General features: G+C 67.8%; 13 protein-coding genes. 6 read left to right on the top strand and 7 right to left on the bottom strand.

The window, feature by feature from the left end:
- Positions 1–64: 64 nt before the first annotated feature.
- Together GOAMI_RS02385 and serA are read right to left on the bottom strand one after the other, a co-directional pair.
- The gene (locus GOAMI_RS02385) at positions 65–1075 is read right to left on the bottom strand and encodes a 3-isopropylmalate dehydrogenase (protein ID WP_006434786.1); all 1011 of its coding nucleotides are present in this window, start codon (positions 1073–1075) and stop codon (positions 65–67) included.
- Positions 1072–2667: a phosphoglycerate dehydrogenase gene (gene serA, locus GOAMI_RS02380; protein WP_006434785.1), complete on the bottom strand. Its 1596-nt coding sequence runs from the start codon at positions 2665–2667 to the stop codon at positions 1072–1074. Before serA ends, GOAMI_RS02385 begins: the two co-directional genes overlap by 4 nt.
- A gap of 333 nt (positions 2668–3000) precedes the next feature.
- On the opposite strand from serA, the gene GOAMI_RS02375 reads away from it, so the two are divergent.
- Positions 3001–3666 (top strand): chymotrypsin family serine protease, encoded by a 666-nt coding sequence (locus tag GOAMI_RS02375; protein WP_006434784.1) that lies wholly within the window; start codon positions 3001–3003, stop codon positions 3664–3666.
- 209 nt (positions 3667–3875) lie between these two features.
- Here GOAMI_RS02375 and ilvC read toward each other — a convergent pair whose 3' ends face one another.
- The 3 genes from ilvC to GOAMI_RS02360 all read right to left on the bottom strand — a co-directional run bounded on the left by ilvC (position 3876) and on the right by GOAMI_RS02360 (position 7464).
- Positions 3876–4889: a ketol-acid reductoisomerase gene (ilvC, locus tag GOAMI_RS02370; RefSeq protein ID WP_006434783.1), complete on the bottom strand. Its 1014-nt coding sequence runs from the start codon at positions 4887–4889 to the stop codon at positions 3876–3878.
- Positions 4890–4984: 95 nt separating this feature from the next.
- Positions 4985–5488: an acetolactate synthase small subunit gene (gene ilvN / locus GOAMI_RS02365; protein WP_006434782.1), complete on the bottom strand. Its 504-nt coding sequence runs from the start codon at positions 5486–5488 to the stop codon at positions 4985–4987.
- Entirely contained in the window at positions 5485–7464 is a 1980-nt protein-coding gene (locus GOAMI_RS02360; protein ID WP_006434781.1) for an acetolactate synthase large subunit, read from the bottom strand. Before GOAMI_RS02360 ends, ilvN begins: the two co-directional genes overlap by 4 nt.
- A 334-nt stretch (positions 7465–7798) precedes the next feature.
- Between GOAMI_RS02360 and GOAMI_RS02355 the strand changes: the two genes are divergently transcribed.
- From GOAMI_RS02355 to ilvD, 3 genes are all read left to right on the top strand, one after another.
- A complete protein-coding gene (locus tag GOAMI_RS02355; protein ID WP_006434780.1) occupies positions 7799–8278 on the top strand; it encodes a PH domain-containing protein in 480 nt (159 codons plus the stop codon).
- A gap of 77 nt (positions 8279–8355) precedes the next feature.
- Positions 8356–9699, top strand: coding sequence for a magnesium transporter (gene mgtE, locus GOAMI_RS02350; RefSeq protein ID WP_006434779.1), 1344 nt, complete (start codon positions 8356–8358; stop codon positions 9697–9699).
- A 281-nt stretch (positions 9700–9980) separates the two neighbouring features.
- Entirely contained in the window at positions 9981–11825 is a 1845-nt protein-coding gene (gene ilvD, locus GOAMI_RS02345) for a dihydroxy-acid dehydratase (RefSeq protein ID WP_006434778.1), read from the top strand.
- An 84-nt stretch (positions 11826–11909) separates the two neighbouring features.
- Here ilvD and GOAMI_RS02340 read toward each other — a convergent pair whose 3' ends face one another.
- Positions 11910–13154: a DoxX family protein gene (locus tag GOAMI_RS02340; protein ID WP_006434777.1), complete on the bottom strand. Its 1245-nt coding sequence runs from the start codon at positions 13152–13154 to the stop codon at positions 11910–11912.
- Positions 13155–13260: 106 nt separating this feature from the next.
- On the opposite strand from GOAMI_RS02340, the gene GOAMI_RS02335 reads away from it, so the two are divergent.
- Positions 13261–14364: a PQQ-dependent sugar dehydrogenase gene (locus tag GOAMI_RS02335; protein ID WP_006434776.1), complete on the top strand. Its 1104-nt coding sequence runs from the start codon at positions 13261–13263 to the stop codon at positions 14362–14364.
- Between the two features lie 209 nt (positions 14365–14573).
- On the opposite strand, the gene gatB is transcribed toward GOAMI_RS02335, so the two are convergent.
- Positions 14574–16079, bottom strand: coding sequence for an Asp-tRNA(Asn)/Glu-tRNA(Gln) amidotransferase subunit GatB (gene gatB / locus GOAMI_RS02330; RefSeq protein ID WP_006434775.1), 1506 nt, complete (start codon positions 16077–16079; stop codon positions 14574–14576).
- Positions 16080–16194: 115 nt separating this feature from the next.
- On the opposite strand from gatB, the gene GOAMI_RS02325 reads away from it, so the two are divergent.
- Positions 16195–16421: PspC domain-containing protein (locus GOAMI_RS02325; protein WP_006434774.1), on the top strand; the 227-nt coding region annotated here is incomplete at its 3' end.

The following is a 16421-nucleotide window of genomic DNA, read 5'->3' as shown; positions in this document are numbered from 1 at the left end:
ACCACCCGAGTCGGGTGGTGGGATGATCCGTATCCGGTGGAGCTGTGGCGATCCGCCAAACGTCTCAGCTGAGCCGTTGGCGGATGCGCTTGCCGACCTCGCTGGTGTTCACCGGTCCGCTGCGTTCGGCAAGGTCATCGGCAACGGCCTTCTCGATCCGTGCCGCGGCGTCGTCCTCGCCGAGATGCTGGAGAAGCAGCGCCGTCGACAGGATCGCCGCGGTCGGATCGGCCTTGCCCTGGCCGGCGATGTCGGGTGCCGAGCCGTGAACCGGTTCGAACATCGACGGATTCGCGCCGGTGGCATCGATGTTGCCCGACGCCGCGAGTCCGATGCCACCGCTGACGGCAGCCGCGATGTCGGTGATGATGTCGCCGAACAGGTTGTCGGTGACGATCACGTCGAAGCGGCCCGGATCGGTGACCAGGTAGATGGTCGCCGCGTCCACGTGGCAGTAATCGGTGGTGACGTCGGGGAATTCTGCGCCGATCTCCTCGACCGCGCGGCTCCACAACGATCCGGCGAAGCCGAGCACGTTGGTCTTGTGGACCAGGGTGAGCTTCTTACGACGCTGCTGCGCGCGCTGGAACGCGTTGCGCACCACACGTTCTACGCCGAAGCGGGTGTTGACGCTGACCTCCGTCGCCACCTCGTGCGGGGTGCCGACGCGGATCGCACCGCCGTTGCCGGTGTAGGGCCCCTCGGTGCCCTCACGGACCACGACGAAGTCGATCTCGGGGTCGCCCGCCAGCGGCGAGGACACACCCGGGAACCGGCGCGACGGACGCAGGTTCACATGGTGGTCCAGTGCGAAGCGCATGGTGAGCAAGAGACCGCGTTCGAGGATTCCGGGCGGCACCGACGGATCGCCGATGGCTCCCAACAGGATTGCGTCGTGACGACGCAGCGACTCGAGGTCGGCCTCGGTGAGGAGTTCACCGTTACGGTGGTAGCGGCGAGCGCCGAGATCGAACTCGGTGGTGCTCACCGACGGGACGACCGCTTCGAGGACGCCGAGCGCCTCCCCGATGACCTCGGGGCCGATGCCGTCGCCGGCGATGACGGCGAGCTTCACGACAGATCCACCTGGACGATCAGCGTGGCGCCCACGGCCGCACCGATGGCCTCGACGACCTCGTCGGCCAAGACGCTGCTCACGCGCAGCATCATGGTGGCGCCTCCACCCTCGACGTCCTGCGACAGGCCTGCCGCGAGGATGTCGACGCCGGCATCGCCGAGCAGGGTGCCGATCTTGCCGAGCGAACCGGGACGGTCGGCGTAGCTCACGATCAGGTTGTGGCCCTCGGCGCGGAGGTCGAAGTTGCGTCCGTTGATGTTGACGATCTTCTCGACGAGACGCGGTTCGGTGAGCGTGCCGGAGACGTTGTGGATCGAACCGTCGGCGAAGACGGCCTTGACGTCGACGACGCTGCGGTGGTTCGGGCTCTCCGGAGCGGTGGTCACCTCACTGGTGACGCCGCGGCTCTCGGCGACGGCCGGGGCGTTGACGAAGGTGACCGGCTCGTCGAGGACGGCCGAGAACAGACCGCGCAGAGCAGAGAGTCCGAGCACCTCGACGTTCTTGGCGGCCAGTTCGCCGCGGACGTCGATGACCAGCGAGGTCGGCGGCTCCTTGCTGATGGCGCCGACGAGGACACCGGCCTTGCGGGCGACTTCGAGCCACGGTGCGACCTCTTCGTCGATCGCGCCGCCGGTGATGTTGACGGCGTCGGGCACGAAGTGACCGGCCAGGGCGAGACGCACGCTCTTGGCGACGTCGGTGCCCGCGCGATCCTGAGCCTCGCTGGTGGACGCACCGAGGTGCGGGGTCACGACGACCTGCGGGAGGTCGAACAGGGGCGAGTCGGTGCAGGGCTCGGTGGCGAAGACGTCGAGGCCGGCGGCGCGGACCTGACCGGAGTTGATGGCGTCGGCCAGTGCCTGCTCGTCGATCAGGCCACCGCGGGCGGCGTTGACGATGACGACACCCTTCTTGGTGCGGGCGAGCTGCTCGGCGCCGATGAGGCCGAGGGTCTCCGGGGTCTTCGGCAGGTGCACGGTGATGAAGTCGGCGCGCTCGAGGAGCTCGTCGAGGCTGACCAGCTCGATGCCGAGCTGAGCGGCGCGGGCCGGGGAGACGTAGGGGTCATACGCGATGACGTGGGTCTCGAAGGCGGCCAGGCGTGCGGCGACCAGTTGGCCGATGCGTCCGAGACCGACGACGCCGACGGTCTTGTCGAAGATCTCGACACCGTTGAACGCCGAACGCTTCCAGGTCTTCTCACGCAGGGTGGCGTCAGCGGCCGGGATCTGGCGCGACGCCGACATCAGCAGCGCGATCGCGTGCTCGGCAGCGGTGTGGATGTTGGAGGTCGGCGCGTTGACGACCATGACACCGCGAGCGGTGGCGGCGGGGACGTCGACGTTGTCCAGACCGACACCGGCGCGCGCGATGATCTTCAGCTTCTTGCCGGCGTCCAGGACCTCGGCGTCGACAGTCGTCGCGGAACGCACGAGGATGGCGTCGGCGTCGACGACGGCCTCGAGCAGCTTGGGACGGTCCGGGCCGTCGACCCACCGCACCTCGACACCGTCACCGAGTGCTTCCACGGTGGACGGCGCCAGTTTGTCGGCGATGAGTACAACCGGGCGGCCAGCAGAGCTCACAGTCTTTTCTCCAGGTTCGGGGCAGGTGCGATTTCTCACCTTTGGCGGGACGGAGCGTCGGAGACTCTCCGTACCACAGCTTAAAGGTCTGGACGATGGCTCAGAACAGGCGGTCTACCCCAATAGAGCAGTCGCCTCCGTGCGGCTGGGTAGAGTGTGACGGGCATTACGACACGCTGTTGCCTGCATCACGGAAGGGTTGCAAACCGACCGCGGGTCGATCCCACGCGGGCGCGAACGACGGTGGCTCCCGGTACGGTGTGTTTGACCGCCTGCCGCGACGAGTTGCGGCAGGCGTTTCGGCGCATTTGCGAAATCAGAAGTGGAGAGCGGATGACGAAGAAGCTGACGGCACTGTTGGCGGTTTTGGCTGCGACGGTGCTGGCCGGCTGGGGAGCGGGCGTCGCGGTCGCGGCCCCGGCGAAGATCTTCCTCGGGGGCGGCTCAGGAATCCTGGTTCTCAAAGGTGGGAACTCGGCTGCGGCCTGCACCTTGACGACGATCGGCCGCTCGAAGACCGGCAAACTGATCGGCATCACCGCGGGCCACTGTGGCAACCCGGGCCAGAAGGTCTATTCGGAGACCTTCCAGGACCGTGGACAGGCCGGCACCATCACCTACTCGGCCTCCGACCTCGACATGGCGATCATCGAGATGGACGCCTCGCGCGTGGTGCCGCTCCGGACCGTGCGTGGCGTGACGATCCGATCGGTCGACACCCGGCCGATCGGCTTCCCCACCATTGCCTGCAAGGAAGGCCGCACCACCGGCAACACCTGCGGCATCGCCTGGTTCTCCGACGGCGACGTCCATCTGAGCCAGCTGTGCGTGATCGAGGGCGACTCCGGTAGCCCGGTCGTCGTCGGCGACCGCCTCGTCGGCATGGTGAACGCCTACTACTTCCTCGGCTGCTTCGGCCCGGAGACCGGTACCAACATCAAACCGATCCTCGATCGGGTGGCCTCGCTCCCCGACTACAAGGGATACCGCGTCGCCTGACGCCTGATCGAACTTCCCTCGCGACGCCCCGGGTTACCACCCGGGGCGTCGCGCTTTCCCTGGGCCTTACGCAAAGCCACCCTTTTTCGGCATTTCCACCACCTCGCGGGGTGGTGGAAATGCCGAAAAAGGGTGGCTCTGTCGTTGGCAGACGACGGCAGGCCCGCACCTCCGAAGAGGTGCGGGCCTGCTGTCAGAGTGGCTGAGACTCAGGCGGTCTCGGTGATCGGACGATCAACCCAGCTCATCAGGTCGCGCAGCTTCTTGCCGGTGACCTCGATCGGGTGCTCGGCGTTCTGCTTGCGCAGGCCTTCGAGCTCCTTGTTGCCGCCCTCGACGTTGGCGACGAGGCGCTTGACGAAGGTGCCGTCCTGGATGTCCTTGAGGATGGCGCGCATGCGCTCCTTGGTGTCGGCATCGATGACGCGCGGACCGGAGACGTAGCCACCGAACTCGGCGGTGTCGGAGACCGAGTAGTTCATGCGGGCGATGCCACCCTCGTACATGAGGTCGACGATGAGCTTGAGCTCGTGCAGCACTTCGAAGTAGGCCATCTCCGGCGCGTAACCGGCCTCGACCATGACCTCGAAGCCGGCCTTGACCAGTTCCTCGGTGCCACCGCAGAGCACGGCCTGCTCACCGAAGAGGTCGGTCTCGGTCTCTTCCTTGAAGGTGGTCTTGATGATGCCGGCACGGCCACCGCCGATGGCGCTGGCGTAGCTGAGTGCGAGGGCCTGGCCCTCACCCTTCGGGTCCTGGTGGACCGCGATGAGCGCGGGGACGCCCTTGCCGTCGACGAACTGACGACGCACCAGGTGGCCGGGGCCCTTGGGGGCGACCATGGCGACGGTGACGTTGGCCGGAGCCTTGATCAGGCCGAAGTGGATGTTCAGGCCGTGACCGAAGAACAGCGCGTCGCCGTCCTTGAGGTTCGGCTCGATGTCCTCGGTGAAGATCTGTGCCTGCGAGGTGTCGGGCGCGAGGACCATGATGACGTCGGCCCAGGCAGCAGCCTCGGCTGCGGTGAGGACCTTGAGGCCCTGCTCCTCGGCCTTGGCCTTGGACTTGGAGCCCTCACGCAGACCGATGACGACGTCGACGCCCGAGTCACGCAGCGACAGCGAATGCGCATGGCCCTGGCTGCCGTAGCCGATCACCGCGACCTTGCGACCCTGGATGATCGACAGATCCGCGTCGTCGTCGTAGAACAGTTCGATGGCCACTTTGTTTCCCTTCGATTTGTGGCGCCCCTCGCGATTTTCTCTCTCGCCGAGGGACTTCTAAATTCTTCGCCGCTGTTTCCAGCGGAGTGTATCGGTCAGCGATTGACCGACATGCTCTTCGGTCCGCGACCCAGCGCGACTGCACCGGACTGGGCGATCTCACGGATGCCGTAAGGATCGAGCATCCGCAGAAGAGCCTCGAGCTTCTCCGACGTACCGGTGGCCTCGATGGTGAGCGACTCCGGCGACACGTCGATGACCTTGGCGCGGAACAGGTTCACCACCTCGATGACCTCGGTGCGCACCGTCGAATCGGAACGGACCTTGACCATCATCAGCTCGCGGGACACCGAGTTGGCCGGGTCCTGCTCGACGATCTTGATCACGTTCACCAGCTTGTTGAGCTGCTTGGTGACCTGCTCGAGCGGGAAGTCCTCGACGGAGACCATGATGGTCATCCGCGAGATCCCCTTGAGCTCGGTCGGTCCGACGGCAAGCGACTCGATGTTGAACCCGCGACGCGAGAACAATCCGGAGACGCGGGCGAGGACGCCCGGCCGGTCCTCGACCAGGACGCTGAGGGTATGGGTGGTGCTCACTTCTGGTCCTTCTCTGCTGCGCGGTCGGCCGGAGCGTTGTCGACCTTCTGGTCCACAGTCCCGCGTGGGGCGTTCATCGTCTCGTGGATCTCGACCGGGTCCGACGCCGACTCGTCGTCGTCGAACAGCGGCCGGATGTCGCGGGCCGCCATGATCTCGTCGTTGCCGGTGCCCGCGGCGACCATCGGCCACACCTGGGCGTCCTTGCCGACGATGAAGTCGATGACGACCGGACGGTCGTTGATCGCGCGTGCCTGAGCGATGACGTCGTCGACGTCCTCCTCACGCTCGACGCGGAAAGCGACGCAGCCCAACGCTTCTGACAGCTTGACGAAGTCCGGGATCATCCGCGAATGCGTCGCCAGATCGGTGTTGGAGTACCGCTCCTCGTAGAACAGGGTCTGCCACTGCCGGACCATGCCCAGGTTGCCGTTGTTGATCAGCGCGACCTTGATCGGGATGCCCTCGATCGCGCAGGTGGCCAGTTCCTGGTTGGTCATCTGGAAGCAACCGTCGCCGTCGATGGCCCACACCTCGGTGTCGGGTGCGGCGGCCTTGGCGCCCATGGCAGCGGGGACGGCGTAGCCCATCGTGCCCAGACCACCGGAGTTGAGCCAGGTGCGCGGCTTCTCATAGGAGATGAACTGCGCCGCCCACATCTGATGCTGGCCGACGCCGGCGCAGTAGACCGCGTCGGGTCCGGCGGCCTTGCCCAGCGCCTGGATGACGAACTCCGGCGACATCGAACCGTCGGTCTGACGGTCGTAGCTCAGTGGGTACGTCTTCCGGATGCCGTCGAGGTAGGTCCACCACTCCGACAGATCCGGCGTGGCGCCACTGGTCGCCCGCTCGTCGCGCAGCGTCTCGGTCAGCTCGGCGATGACGGCTTTGCAGTCGCCGACGATCGGGACGTCGACCGGCCGGTTCTTGCCGATCTCGGCCGGGTCGATGTCGGCGTGGATGACCTTGGCGTCGGGGGCGAAGGAATCCAGCTGTCCGGTCACCCGGTCGTCGAACCGTGCGCCCAGCGTGATCAGCAGATCGCTTCGCTGCAGCGCACCGACGGCGGCCACGGTGCCGTGCATACCCGGCATACCCAGGTGCTGGTTGTGGCTGTCGGGGAACGCGCCGCGCGCCATCAGGGTCGTGACGACCGGGATGCCGGTCAGCTCGGCGAGCTCGAGCAGCTCCGCGGACGCGTTGGCCTTGATCACACCGCCACCGACGTAGAGAACCGGCGACTTCGCGGCGTTGATCATCCGAGCCGCCTCGCGGACCTGCTTGCCGTGCGGCTTGGTGACGGGACGGTAGCCGGGCAGGTCGATCTGAGGCGGCCACGAGAACGTGGTCTGGCTCTGCAGGATGTCCTTGGGGATGTCGACGAGAACCGCACCCGGACGTCCGCTCTCGGCGATGTGGAACGCCTCGGCGATGGTCTTGGGGATGTCGATCGCACGGCTGACCAGGAAGTTGTGCTTCGTGATCGGCATCGTGATGCCGGAGATGTCGGCCTCCTGGAAGGCGTCGGTGCCGATCAGCGACCGACCGACCTGACCGGTGATGGCCACGACCGGCACCGAGTCCATCTGCGCATCGGCCAGCGGGGTCACCAGGTTGGTGGCACCCGGGCCCGAGGTGGCCATCATGACGCCCGCGCGACCGGCGACCTGGGCGTAACCGGTGGCGGCGTGGCCGGCACCCTGCTCATGGCGGACCAGGACGTGACGGACCTTGGTGGAGTCCAGAAGCGGGTCGTAGACCGGCAGGACCGCGCCGCCGGGGATGCCGAAGACGACCTCGACACCGAGCTCCTCGAGGGATCGGACCACCGACTGCGCACCGCTGACGCGCTCCGGCGCGACGGTGTGCTGACCTACCGCACGGATGTTGCCCGCCGCGGGCGACTGCTGACGCAGTCCGGCGTTACGCGTCGGCTCACTGCGGCCGGCGTCGTTGCGTGCTGTTGGTGCGCTCACTGCACGATCCTCATCTTGTCTGTATTTCGGTGGTGGGGTGATGTGACTACCTGACATGAAAAAACCCCCGACAGCTTCCGCTGTTCGAGGGTGGCGCGTCGATGCCGGTAGGGGTCTGCGAAGTGACCGGTCAGGCGACGCGCCAGCCGATTACTACGAGGATCCCGTTAATCATCACGTTGATCACGGTAGGACCGCGCGTCGTTCTGAGTCAAACTCCGGACCATGCCGTCCCACATGATGGGAAGGCACAGGTGGTGACGGACGTCTCACCCACTACTCACGGGTACACCCGACGCCGGACTCGCCGCGGCCGGGTTGGCACAATGGAGACGTGCCGACTGATTCCAGCGACCCTGCCGCCCAGCCTCCGCGCAGCTCCCGGACACCACGCGACGCGGCGGCCGCCGACGACTCCCTCGAGATCACCTACCCGGTGACCTTCCGGATGAATCGGCTCGCCTACTTCACCGTGCCGATGGTCGCACTGGTCGTGGTCCTGCTGATCGGCGCCTCGCCGTGGTTCGCCTTCGCCTTCGTGGTGCCGGCCGTGCTGTGGTTCTGGATTCATCGTCTGCGCACGATCGTCACCGAGGACGGATTGCGTGCGGTCGGATTCTCGACCACCGAGGTGGCCTGGTCCGACATCGCGGGCCTGCAGTTCCCCAAGTGGAGTTCGGTGCGCGCCGTCCTCCACAACGGTGAGCGAGTTCGCCTCCCCGCCATCGGTTTCCGCGACCTGCCCGCGCTGTCGATCGTCAGCGGAGGACGGATTCCGGATCCGTTCGAGGCGGCCGCGAGCCCCGACGAGTAGAACCGGCACGCCCCAGAGGCACAGAATCGACGCTGCGCGAACGGCTTTGACACGGACTCGGCCGTTAGGCTCGTCGGGTGACGTACGCGACGCTCGACGCGAACCAACTCGACGACCTGATCTCCGACGGTGAACTCGGCGCGGTCGCGACCGCGCTGTCCGCGATCCCCGCCGGTGACATCGCCGCTCTCCTCGACCGTCTCCCCCACCAGTCGCGGGGCGTGGCGTTCCGCCTCCTGCCCAAGGATCTCGCCGTCGAGGTCTTCGACGATCTCTCCGCCGACTCCCAGCGCAGGCTCATCGACGACCTCGGGACGGTCGAAGTGGTCGCCGCGTTCGATCACCTCGACCCCGACGACCGCGCGGGACTCCTCGACGAACTGCCCGCCGGTGTCGCCCGGGCACTCATCCAGCAACTGACCCGGGCCGAACGCGACGTCACCGCCGTCGTACTGGGTTATCCCCGCGGTTCGGTGGGGCGGCGGATGAGCCCGGAGTTCGTGCACGCCCGACTCGACGAGACCGCCGGCGCGGCGCTGAGCCGAGTGAAGGAGCGCGGGCACGCCGCCGAGACCATCTACACCGTGCCCGTGCTCGACGATGCCCGCACGCTGAGCGGCGTCGTCAGTCTTCGTGACCTGCTACTCGCCGATCCGGAGGCACCCGTCGCCGGTCTGATGCGCAAGCCGATGTTCGCGCACTCCGACGACGACGCGGAGTCCACCGCCCAGCGGTGCGTCGATCGGGGCATCCTCGCGATGCCCGTCGTCGACCGCGACAACCGACTCGTCGGCGTCCTCACCATCGACGACGCGGTCGAAGTCGTCGAACAGGCCCGCGACACCGACGAAGCCCGTGCCGGTGCCCGCGAACCACTTCGCGAGCCGTACCTGCATGCGTCGATACTGTCGATCACCCGCGCCCGGATCGTGTGGCTGTTCGTCCTCGCGGTGTCGGCGATCCTCACCGTGAACGTTCTGGAGATCTTCGAGGGCACGCTCGAACAGAAGGTCGCCCTCGCGCTGTTCATCCCACTGCTCACCGGGATCGGCGGCAACACCGGTTCGCAGGCCGCGACCACCGTCACCCGCGCCCTCGCGACCGACGACGTGACGACCCGCGACGTCGTGCGCGTCGCCGGCAAGGAGATCCGGGTCGGTCTGACGATGGGCTCGCTGCTCGGCGTCGTCGGATTCGCCGTCGCCGCACTGGTGTACGGCATCGACATCGGCACGGTGATCGGCCTGACCATCGTGTCGATCTGCACGATGGCCGCGACCGTCGGCGGGGTGATGCCGCTGGTCGCGAAATCCATCCGCGTGGACCCGGCGGTGTTCTCGACCCCGTTCATCTCCACGTTCTGCGACGCGACCGGTCTCATCGTCTACTTCTCCATCGCCAAGGCGGTCTTGGGAATCTGACGCCGCCACCCGGCATCGCGAGCGTCCGTCCACGGCCGAATCGTTTTGTTTCCGCATGTCACAGCGGAGTAGCCTGGTCTCTCGGCGACTCGCGACGCCCACCCTCAGCGTGCGACGCCCCGTTCAACCCAGTTCCCGGGGCACACGGCCCTGTGAAAAACACCCTCGGGATCCCGGTGTTGACGCCACGAGTCCGACGCGGCGAACGCCTCCGGCCCAGGAGCCCGAAGGCGTTCGGCCGGAACGACTCCGCCCGACCCGACGATCGATACGAGGAAGCCATGCCAGCCCTGAGGTCACGCACCACCACCGTCGGCCGCGAAGCCGCCGGCGCCCGCTCCCTGTGGCGCGCCACCGGGATGACCGACGACGATTTCGGCAAGCCGATCGTGGCGATCGCCAACTCGTACACGCAGTTCGTGCCGGGGCATGTGCACCTCAAGGATGTCGGCGAGATCGTCGCCGACGCAGTGCGCGCCGCCGGTGGCGTCCCCCGCGAATTCCACACCATCGCCGTCGACGACGGCATCGCGATGGGTCACGGCGGCATGCTGTACTCGCTGCCCAGCCGCGAGATCATCGCCGACTCGGTCGAATACATGGTCAACGCCCACACCGCCGACGCGCTGGTGTGCATCTCCAACTGCGACAAGATCACCCCCGGCATGCTCAATGCCGCGATGCGCCTGAACATCCCGACCGTGTTCGTCTCCGGCGGACCGATGGAGGCCGGCAAGGCCGTCGTCGTCGGCGATGTCGCTCATCCGTCTTCGGACCTCATCACCACCATCTCCGCGTCGGCCAACAGCGACGTCGACGAGGCCGGGCTGGACGAGGTCGAACGGTCGGCCTGCCCGACCTGTGGCTCGTGTTCGGGCATGTTCACCGCCAACTCGATGAACTGCCTCACCGAGGCTCTCGGACTCGCCCTGCCGGGCAACGGTTCCACGCTGGCCACCCACGAGGCGCGGCGTGCGTTGTTCGAGCGCGCGGGCAAGGTGGTCATCGACGCCGCGAACCGCTGGTACCGCGACGACGACGCCTCGGTCCTGCCCCGCAACATCGCGACCCCGGCCGCCTTCCGGAACGCGATGGCGCTCGACGTCGCGATGGGCGGCTCGACCAACACCGTGCTGCACATCCTCGCCGCGGCACAGGAGGGCGAGGTCGCCGATTTCGACCTGTCGACCATCGACGAGATCAGCCGCAGGGTCCCGTGCCTGTCGAAGGTGTCCCCCAACTCCGACTACCACATGGAGGACGTCCACCGCGCCGGCGGAATCCCGGCGATCCTCGGTGAACTCCGTCGCGCCGGACTGCTCGACGACACCACCTCGACCGTCCACACGCCGACGATGGCTCAGGCCCTCGACGACTGGGACATCCGCGGCGGCAAGGCTCTCGACGAGGCCGTCGAACTGTTCCACGCGGCGCCGGGTGGCGTGCGGACGACGACCCCGTTCTCCACGGCGAACCGGTGGAGTTCACTCGACACCGACGCCGCCGGGGGCTGCATCCGCGACCTCGAGCACGCCTACACCGTCGAAGGCGGGCTGTGCGTGCTGCGCGGCAACCTCGCGCCCGACGGTGCCGTTCTCAAGACCGCCGGCATCGACGAGGACCTGTGGCACTTCGAGGGTCCGGCCCGCGTGGTCGAGAGCCAGGAGGATGCCGTCCAGGTCATCCTCTCGAAGACCATCCAGGCCGGCGAGGTCCTGGTCGTGCGCTACGAAGGCCCTGCGGGTGGTCCGGGCATGCAGGAGATGCTGCACCCGACCGCCTTCATGAAGGGCACCGGCATGGGCAAGAAGTGCGCGCTCATCACCGACGGCCGGTTCTCCGGCGGATCGTCGGGTCTGTCGGTCGGCCACATGTCGCCGGAGGCGGCGTCGGGGGGCGCGATCGGACTCGTCGAGGACGGCGACCGGATCCTCATCGACGTCAAGACGCGTCGACTCGAGGTGCTCGTCGACGACGACGTGCTCGCCGAGCGCCGGGCGAAGATGGAGGCCTCCGAGCGTCCGTGGCAGCCGAAGGACCGTCAGCGCACGGTCACGACCGCGCTGCGCGCGTACGCGAAGCTCGCGACCTCGGCCGACAAGGGCGCGGTCCGTCAGGTCGACTGACGCCTCTCAGCAGAAGATGCGGGGTGCGTACCGGAGTCCGGTACGCACCCCGCATCCTGTGTCGGAGCTTGCTCGTCGTGCGACTCAGTTGAGCGGGTTGGTGCCGTTCGCCAGAATCCAGACGGCAGCGGCCGCCCCGATGCCGACGATCAGCCACACGAAGGACCCGACGAACGGTCGACGGGCCCAGCCCCGCGGGTAGTCCAGTGAGTACAGGCCGGGACCGGTGAGGATGACCGCGGCCGCGGTGGCCGCGAGGAACAACTCGTACTCCGCTCCCTGTGCCGCGGCGAAGAATTCGAAGCCGCCGGCCGAGGACACCCGGTACGCCGCGGCGACGAGCATCGTGCCGAGGATCGCCGACGCGCCGATCGGGGTCAGCAAGCCGAGGATCACCATGAGGCCGCCGACCGTCTCCGCGAGTGCGCCGACGATCGCGAGGATCTGCGCGTAGTCGGCGTTGAACCCGCCGTCGACGAGCATCTGCTCGAATCCGCTGAGCCGCGGCCCGTTCCAGAGGCCGAACAGTTTCTGCAGGCCGTGTGCGCCGACGAACGCGCCGAGCGCGATCCGCAGCAGCAACAGGCCGAGGTCGATGGTGCCGCGCCGCGACTTCGCGACAGCGTCCTCGAGTTCGTCGTCGGCCACCGACCTCGTGTCGTACTCGTCCTCATGCGCCCGGCTCCGTCGACGACCGAACAGTCGCCGACCCGGTGACTCGTCGTCGAGCAAAGCGGTGTCCGACGAACGCGGTTCGTCCGGGTGCGCGCGGTAACGGCCGGTGTCGTCCTCGTCGTCGAGGAAGTCGTAGCGGCCGGTGCCGACCGGTGGCAACGCGGGTTCGGGCCTGGTCGCGGTGTCGTCGGCGGGGATCTCGACGGAGGTACCGGTCTGGGCGGCCGGGCGGCGCCCGAACGCGACGGTCAATTCGCAGTCCGACTGCGGGCTCCGGGACTCCGGAGTGCTCGCAGGTCCCGCGGTGCCCCGAGGTTCCGGGGAGCGAGCAGGTACGGGGCTGCTCGCAGGTTCCGGGGTGCGCACGGTTTCGTGTACAGGTGCCGGTGGCGGGTTGTCCACGGTGCCCCTGATCTGGCGGGTCTCCACATCGCCGGGATCGATGTCGTCGAGTTCGTCGACCCGCGAATACGGTGCCGGCGAACGCCGTGCGTGCCGGTTGTAGAAGTCGTCCCGGTCGACCGCGGGCGGCGGTACGGCGGTCGGTGGATGGTCCGTCACCGGGATCTGACCGGTCGGCTCGTCGTATGGGCTGGTCGCGGACGGGCTCGACGTATCGGGCTCCCTGTCGCTCGGCGTGTCGCGTTCGCTCACATGCCCGACTCTAGAGGCTCGCGGTGTGCGGTCCCCGCACCCCGACGGGGTGAGTCGGCACACCATTACTGTGGACGCCATGTGGAAGGGGCGGCCGACGGGCCGAATGCTGGTGGCGGTTCTGGCGGTGATCGCGCTCGCTCTGGGCGGCTGCGCGAACTTCACCGAACAGGACCGTCAGCGGGAGGCCGGCGCGTTCAGTCCCAACAACCGTCCGAGTGGCCAGGCCGAGCCGACGCCGCCCCCGGAGACGCCGCGGGAGACCCAGCCGCCGCCGACGGGACCGTGCGTCGACCCCGATCCCGCGGTGATCGCGACCTGTCTCGCGTCGACGGGTGGGGTGATGCCCGGGGACGAGCAGGGCGAGGTCACGGTGGTCGCCGAACGCACGACCGGGAAGATCATCACCACCAAGCGCTATGGCCCCGAACGGGTCCTCGGTCAGGCGCCGGTCGACGCGTCGGGCGACGGCGGACTCATCGATTTCGCCTTCTCCCCCACCTACTCCCAGGACCGCCTGATCTACGCACTGATCACCACGCCGTCGGACAACCGGGTCGTCCGTCTCGCCCCCGGCGACGTGCCGAAGCCGATCCTGACCGGAATCCCCAAGGGGGCCACCGGGAACATGGGCTCTATGTACTTCCGCTCGCCCACCGAGCTGGTGGTCGCCACCGGCGACGCCGGGTACCCGGCCGCCGCTGACGACGCGTCGTCACTGGCCGGGAAGCTGCTGCTGATCACCTCGTTCACCTCGGGTGTGAGCCCGCGCCCGCAGATCCTGGCCTCGGGCTTCGGATCATCGGTCGCCCTGTGCCCCAACGCATCCACCGGGACCATCTACGTCGCCGACCAGAAGGCCACCGAGGACCGCGTGCAGGTCATCGAAGAAGGTGGCCCCAAGGTGCTCTGGACGTGGCCCGACAAGCCGCAGATCGCCGGGTGCGGCGTGGTCGGCGGCAGCATCTTCGTCTCGACGACCCGCACCCAGCGGATCGAGGGCATCCGGGAACCGACCCGCGAGGACCCGACGATCACCCCTCCCGTCGTAGCCCTCGACCGCCGCTACGGCGCGCTCGGCCGGATGGCCGCTCTTCCCAACGGACTCCTGCAGGTGGCCACCGTCAACAAGCAGGTCGGCAATCCGAAGCCGACCGACGACCGCGTGTTCCGCTTCCTCCCGCAGGGAGGGGGCAACGACCGGACCTGAGCGGGCTTCGACCGCACCGGGCTTCGACGCGGTTCCTCGCTGCGCTCGGTACCGACTCAGCCGGCAGCAAGCGCCACCGGCACTGCGCTCGGTACCGACTCAGCCGGCAGCAAGCGCCACCGGCACTGCGCTCGGTACCGGCTCAGCCGACAGCAAGCGCCACCGACGCTGCGCTCGGTACCGGCTCAGCCGGCAGCAAGGGCCACCGACTACGAGCAGGCCGCGAGCACCAGTTCCTTGACCCGTGCCGGGTCGGCCTGTCCGCGGGTGGCCTTCATGACGTCGCCGACGATCTTGCCGGCCGCGGCGACCTTGCCCCCGCGGATCTTCTCGGCGATGTCGGGGTTGGCGGCCAGTGCGTCGTCGACGGCCTTCTGCAGGGCCGAGTCGTCGCGGACGACCTCGAGGCCGCGATCGGCGACGATCTGAGCGGGTTCGCCCTCGCCGTCGAGCACCGCGGTGGCGACCTGCTGGGCGAGCTTGGTGGTCAGCTTGCCCTCGTCGACGAGTCCGATGATCTCGGCGACCTGCGCCGGCGTGACGGACAGGTCGGCGAGTTCCACGCCACGCGAATTGGCCTGCTGCGCAAGGAACGACACCCACCATCCGCGGGCCGCCTCAGGTGACGCGCCGGCGTCGACGGTGGCGATGATCAGGTCGACGGCACCCACGTTGACCAGGTCGCGCATGACCTCGTCGGACACACCCCATTCCTCCTGGATGCGCGCGCGACGCAACCACGGCAACTCGGGCAGCGTGGCTCGGAGTTCCTCGATCCACGCCGAATCCGGCTGGACCGGAGGCAGATCCGGCTCCGGGAAGTAGCGGTAGTCCTCGGCGGTCTCCTTGCGGCGTCCGGCCGAGGTGGTGCCGTCGGCCTCGTGGAAGTGCCGGGTCTCCTGCACGATCTCGCCCCCGGCCTGCAGAATCGCGGCCTGGCGGCGCATCTCGTAGCGAACGGCGACCTCGACGCTCTTGAGCGAGTTGACGTTCTTGGTCTCGGTGCGGGTGCCGAATTCGGTCGCGTCCTTGGCCATCAGCGACAGGTTCACGTCGCAGCGCATCGAGCCCTGGTCCATCCGCACGTCCGACACGTCGAGGGACTTGAGCAGATCACGCAGCGCCGTCACATACGCGCGGGCCACCTCGGGTGCGCGGTCGCCCGCGCCCACGATGGGACGGGTGACGATCTCGACGAGCGGCACACCGGCGCGGTTGTAGTCGAGCAGCGAGTGGCTCGCGCCGTGGATTCGCCCGGTGGCGCCGCCGATGTGCAGCGACTTGCCGGTGTCCTCCTCGATGTGTGCGCGCTCGATCTCCACGCGCCACGTGGTGCCGTCGCCGAGCAGGACGTCGAGGTAGCCGTCGTATGAGGTGGGCTCGTCGTACTGCGAGATCTGGTAGTTCTTCGGCTGGTCCGGGTAGAAGTAGTTCTTCCGCGCGAACTTGCTCGACGGCCGGATCGAGCAGTTCAGCGCCAGGCCGATACGGATCGCCGATTCGATGGCCTTGGCGTTGGCGACCGGCAGCGAGCCGGGCAGACCGATGCACACCGGGCACACCTGGGTATTGGGGTCGGCGCCGAAGTCGGTCGGGCATCCGCAGAACATCTTGGTCGCGGTACCCAGCTCGACGTGCACCTCGAGGCCCATCACCGGATCGAAAGCGGCGATGACCTCGTCGTACTCCAACAGTTCGACGGCGGCGGAAGTCATGGCTGCCAGTTTATGCGGCGATATCCCAGGGATACGTTCAGGGTGATCACCGATGCCGGGAACCGGTCGTCGAACCTACCGTCGAAGACATCAGTTCACCGACCGAGGAGTCCCGATGACCACCGCACAACCCGCTTCCCCCGCACCGCGACTGACGCGATCACGCTCGAACGCATGGCTGGGCGGTGTCTGCGGTGGTATCGCCGAACGATGGGGCTGGGACCCGACCCTGGTGCGTGTCCTGTTCGTGCTGTCGATGCTTCTCCCCGGCCCCCAGGTGCTCATCTACCTGGCGCTGTGGATCGTCATCCCCCGCGAACCCGCACCGGCCGTCACCGTGGT

Source organism: Gordonia amicalis NBRC 100051 = JCM 11271, from assembly GCF_000332995.1.
Lineage (GTDB): Bacteria > Actinomycetota > Actinomycetes > Mycobacteriales > Mycobacteriaceae > Gordonia > Gordonia amicalis.
The sequence above is the reverse complement of the archived record's forward strand: the minus strand, read 5'-3'. Positions and strand labels throughout refer to the sequence as shown.

What these genes read in the sequence shown, in the direction of transcription:
- GOAMI_RS02335 (WP_006434776.1), top strand. Translation starts at nt 13,261, where the DNA reads ATGCTGGTGGCGGTTCTGGCGGTGATCGCGCTCGCTCTGGGCGGCTGC.
- ilvD (WP_006434778.1), top strand. Translation starts at nt 9,981, where the DNA reads ATGCCAGCCCTGAGGTCACGCACCACCACCGTCGGCCGCGAAGCCGCC.
- GOAMI_RS02375 (WP_006434784.1), top strand. Translation starts at nt 3,001, where the DNA reads ATGACGAAGAAGCTGACGGCACTGTTGGCGGTTTTGGCTGCGACGGTG.
- gatB (WP_006434775.1), bottom strand. Translation starts at nt 16,079, where the DNA reads ATGACTTCCGCCGCCGTCGAACTGTTGGAGTACGACGAGGTCATCGCC.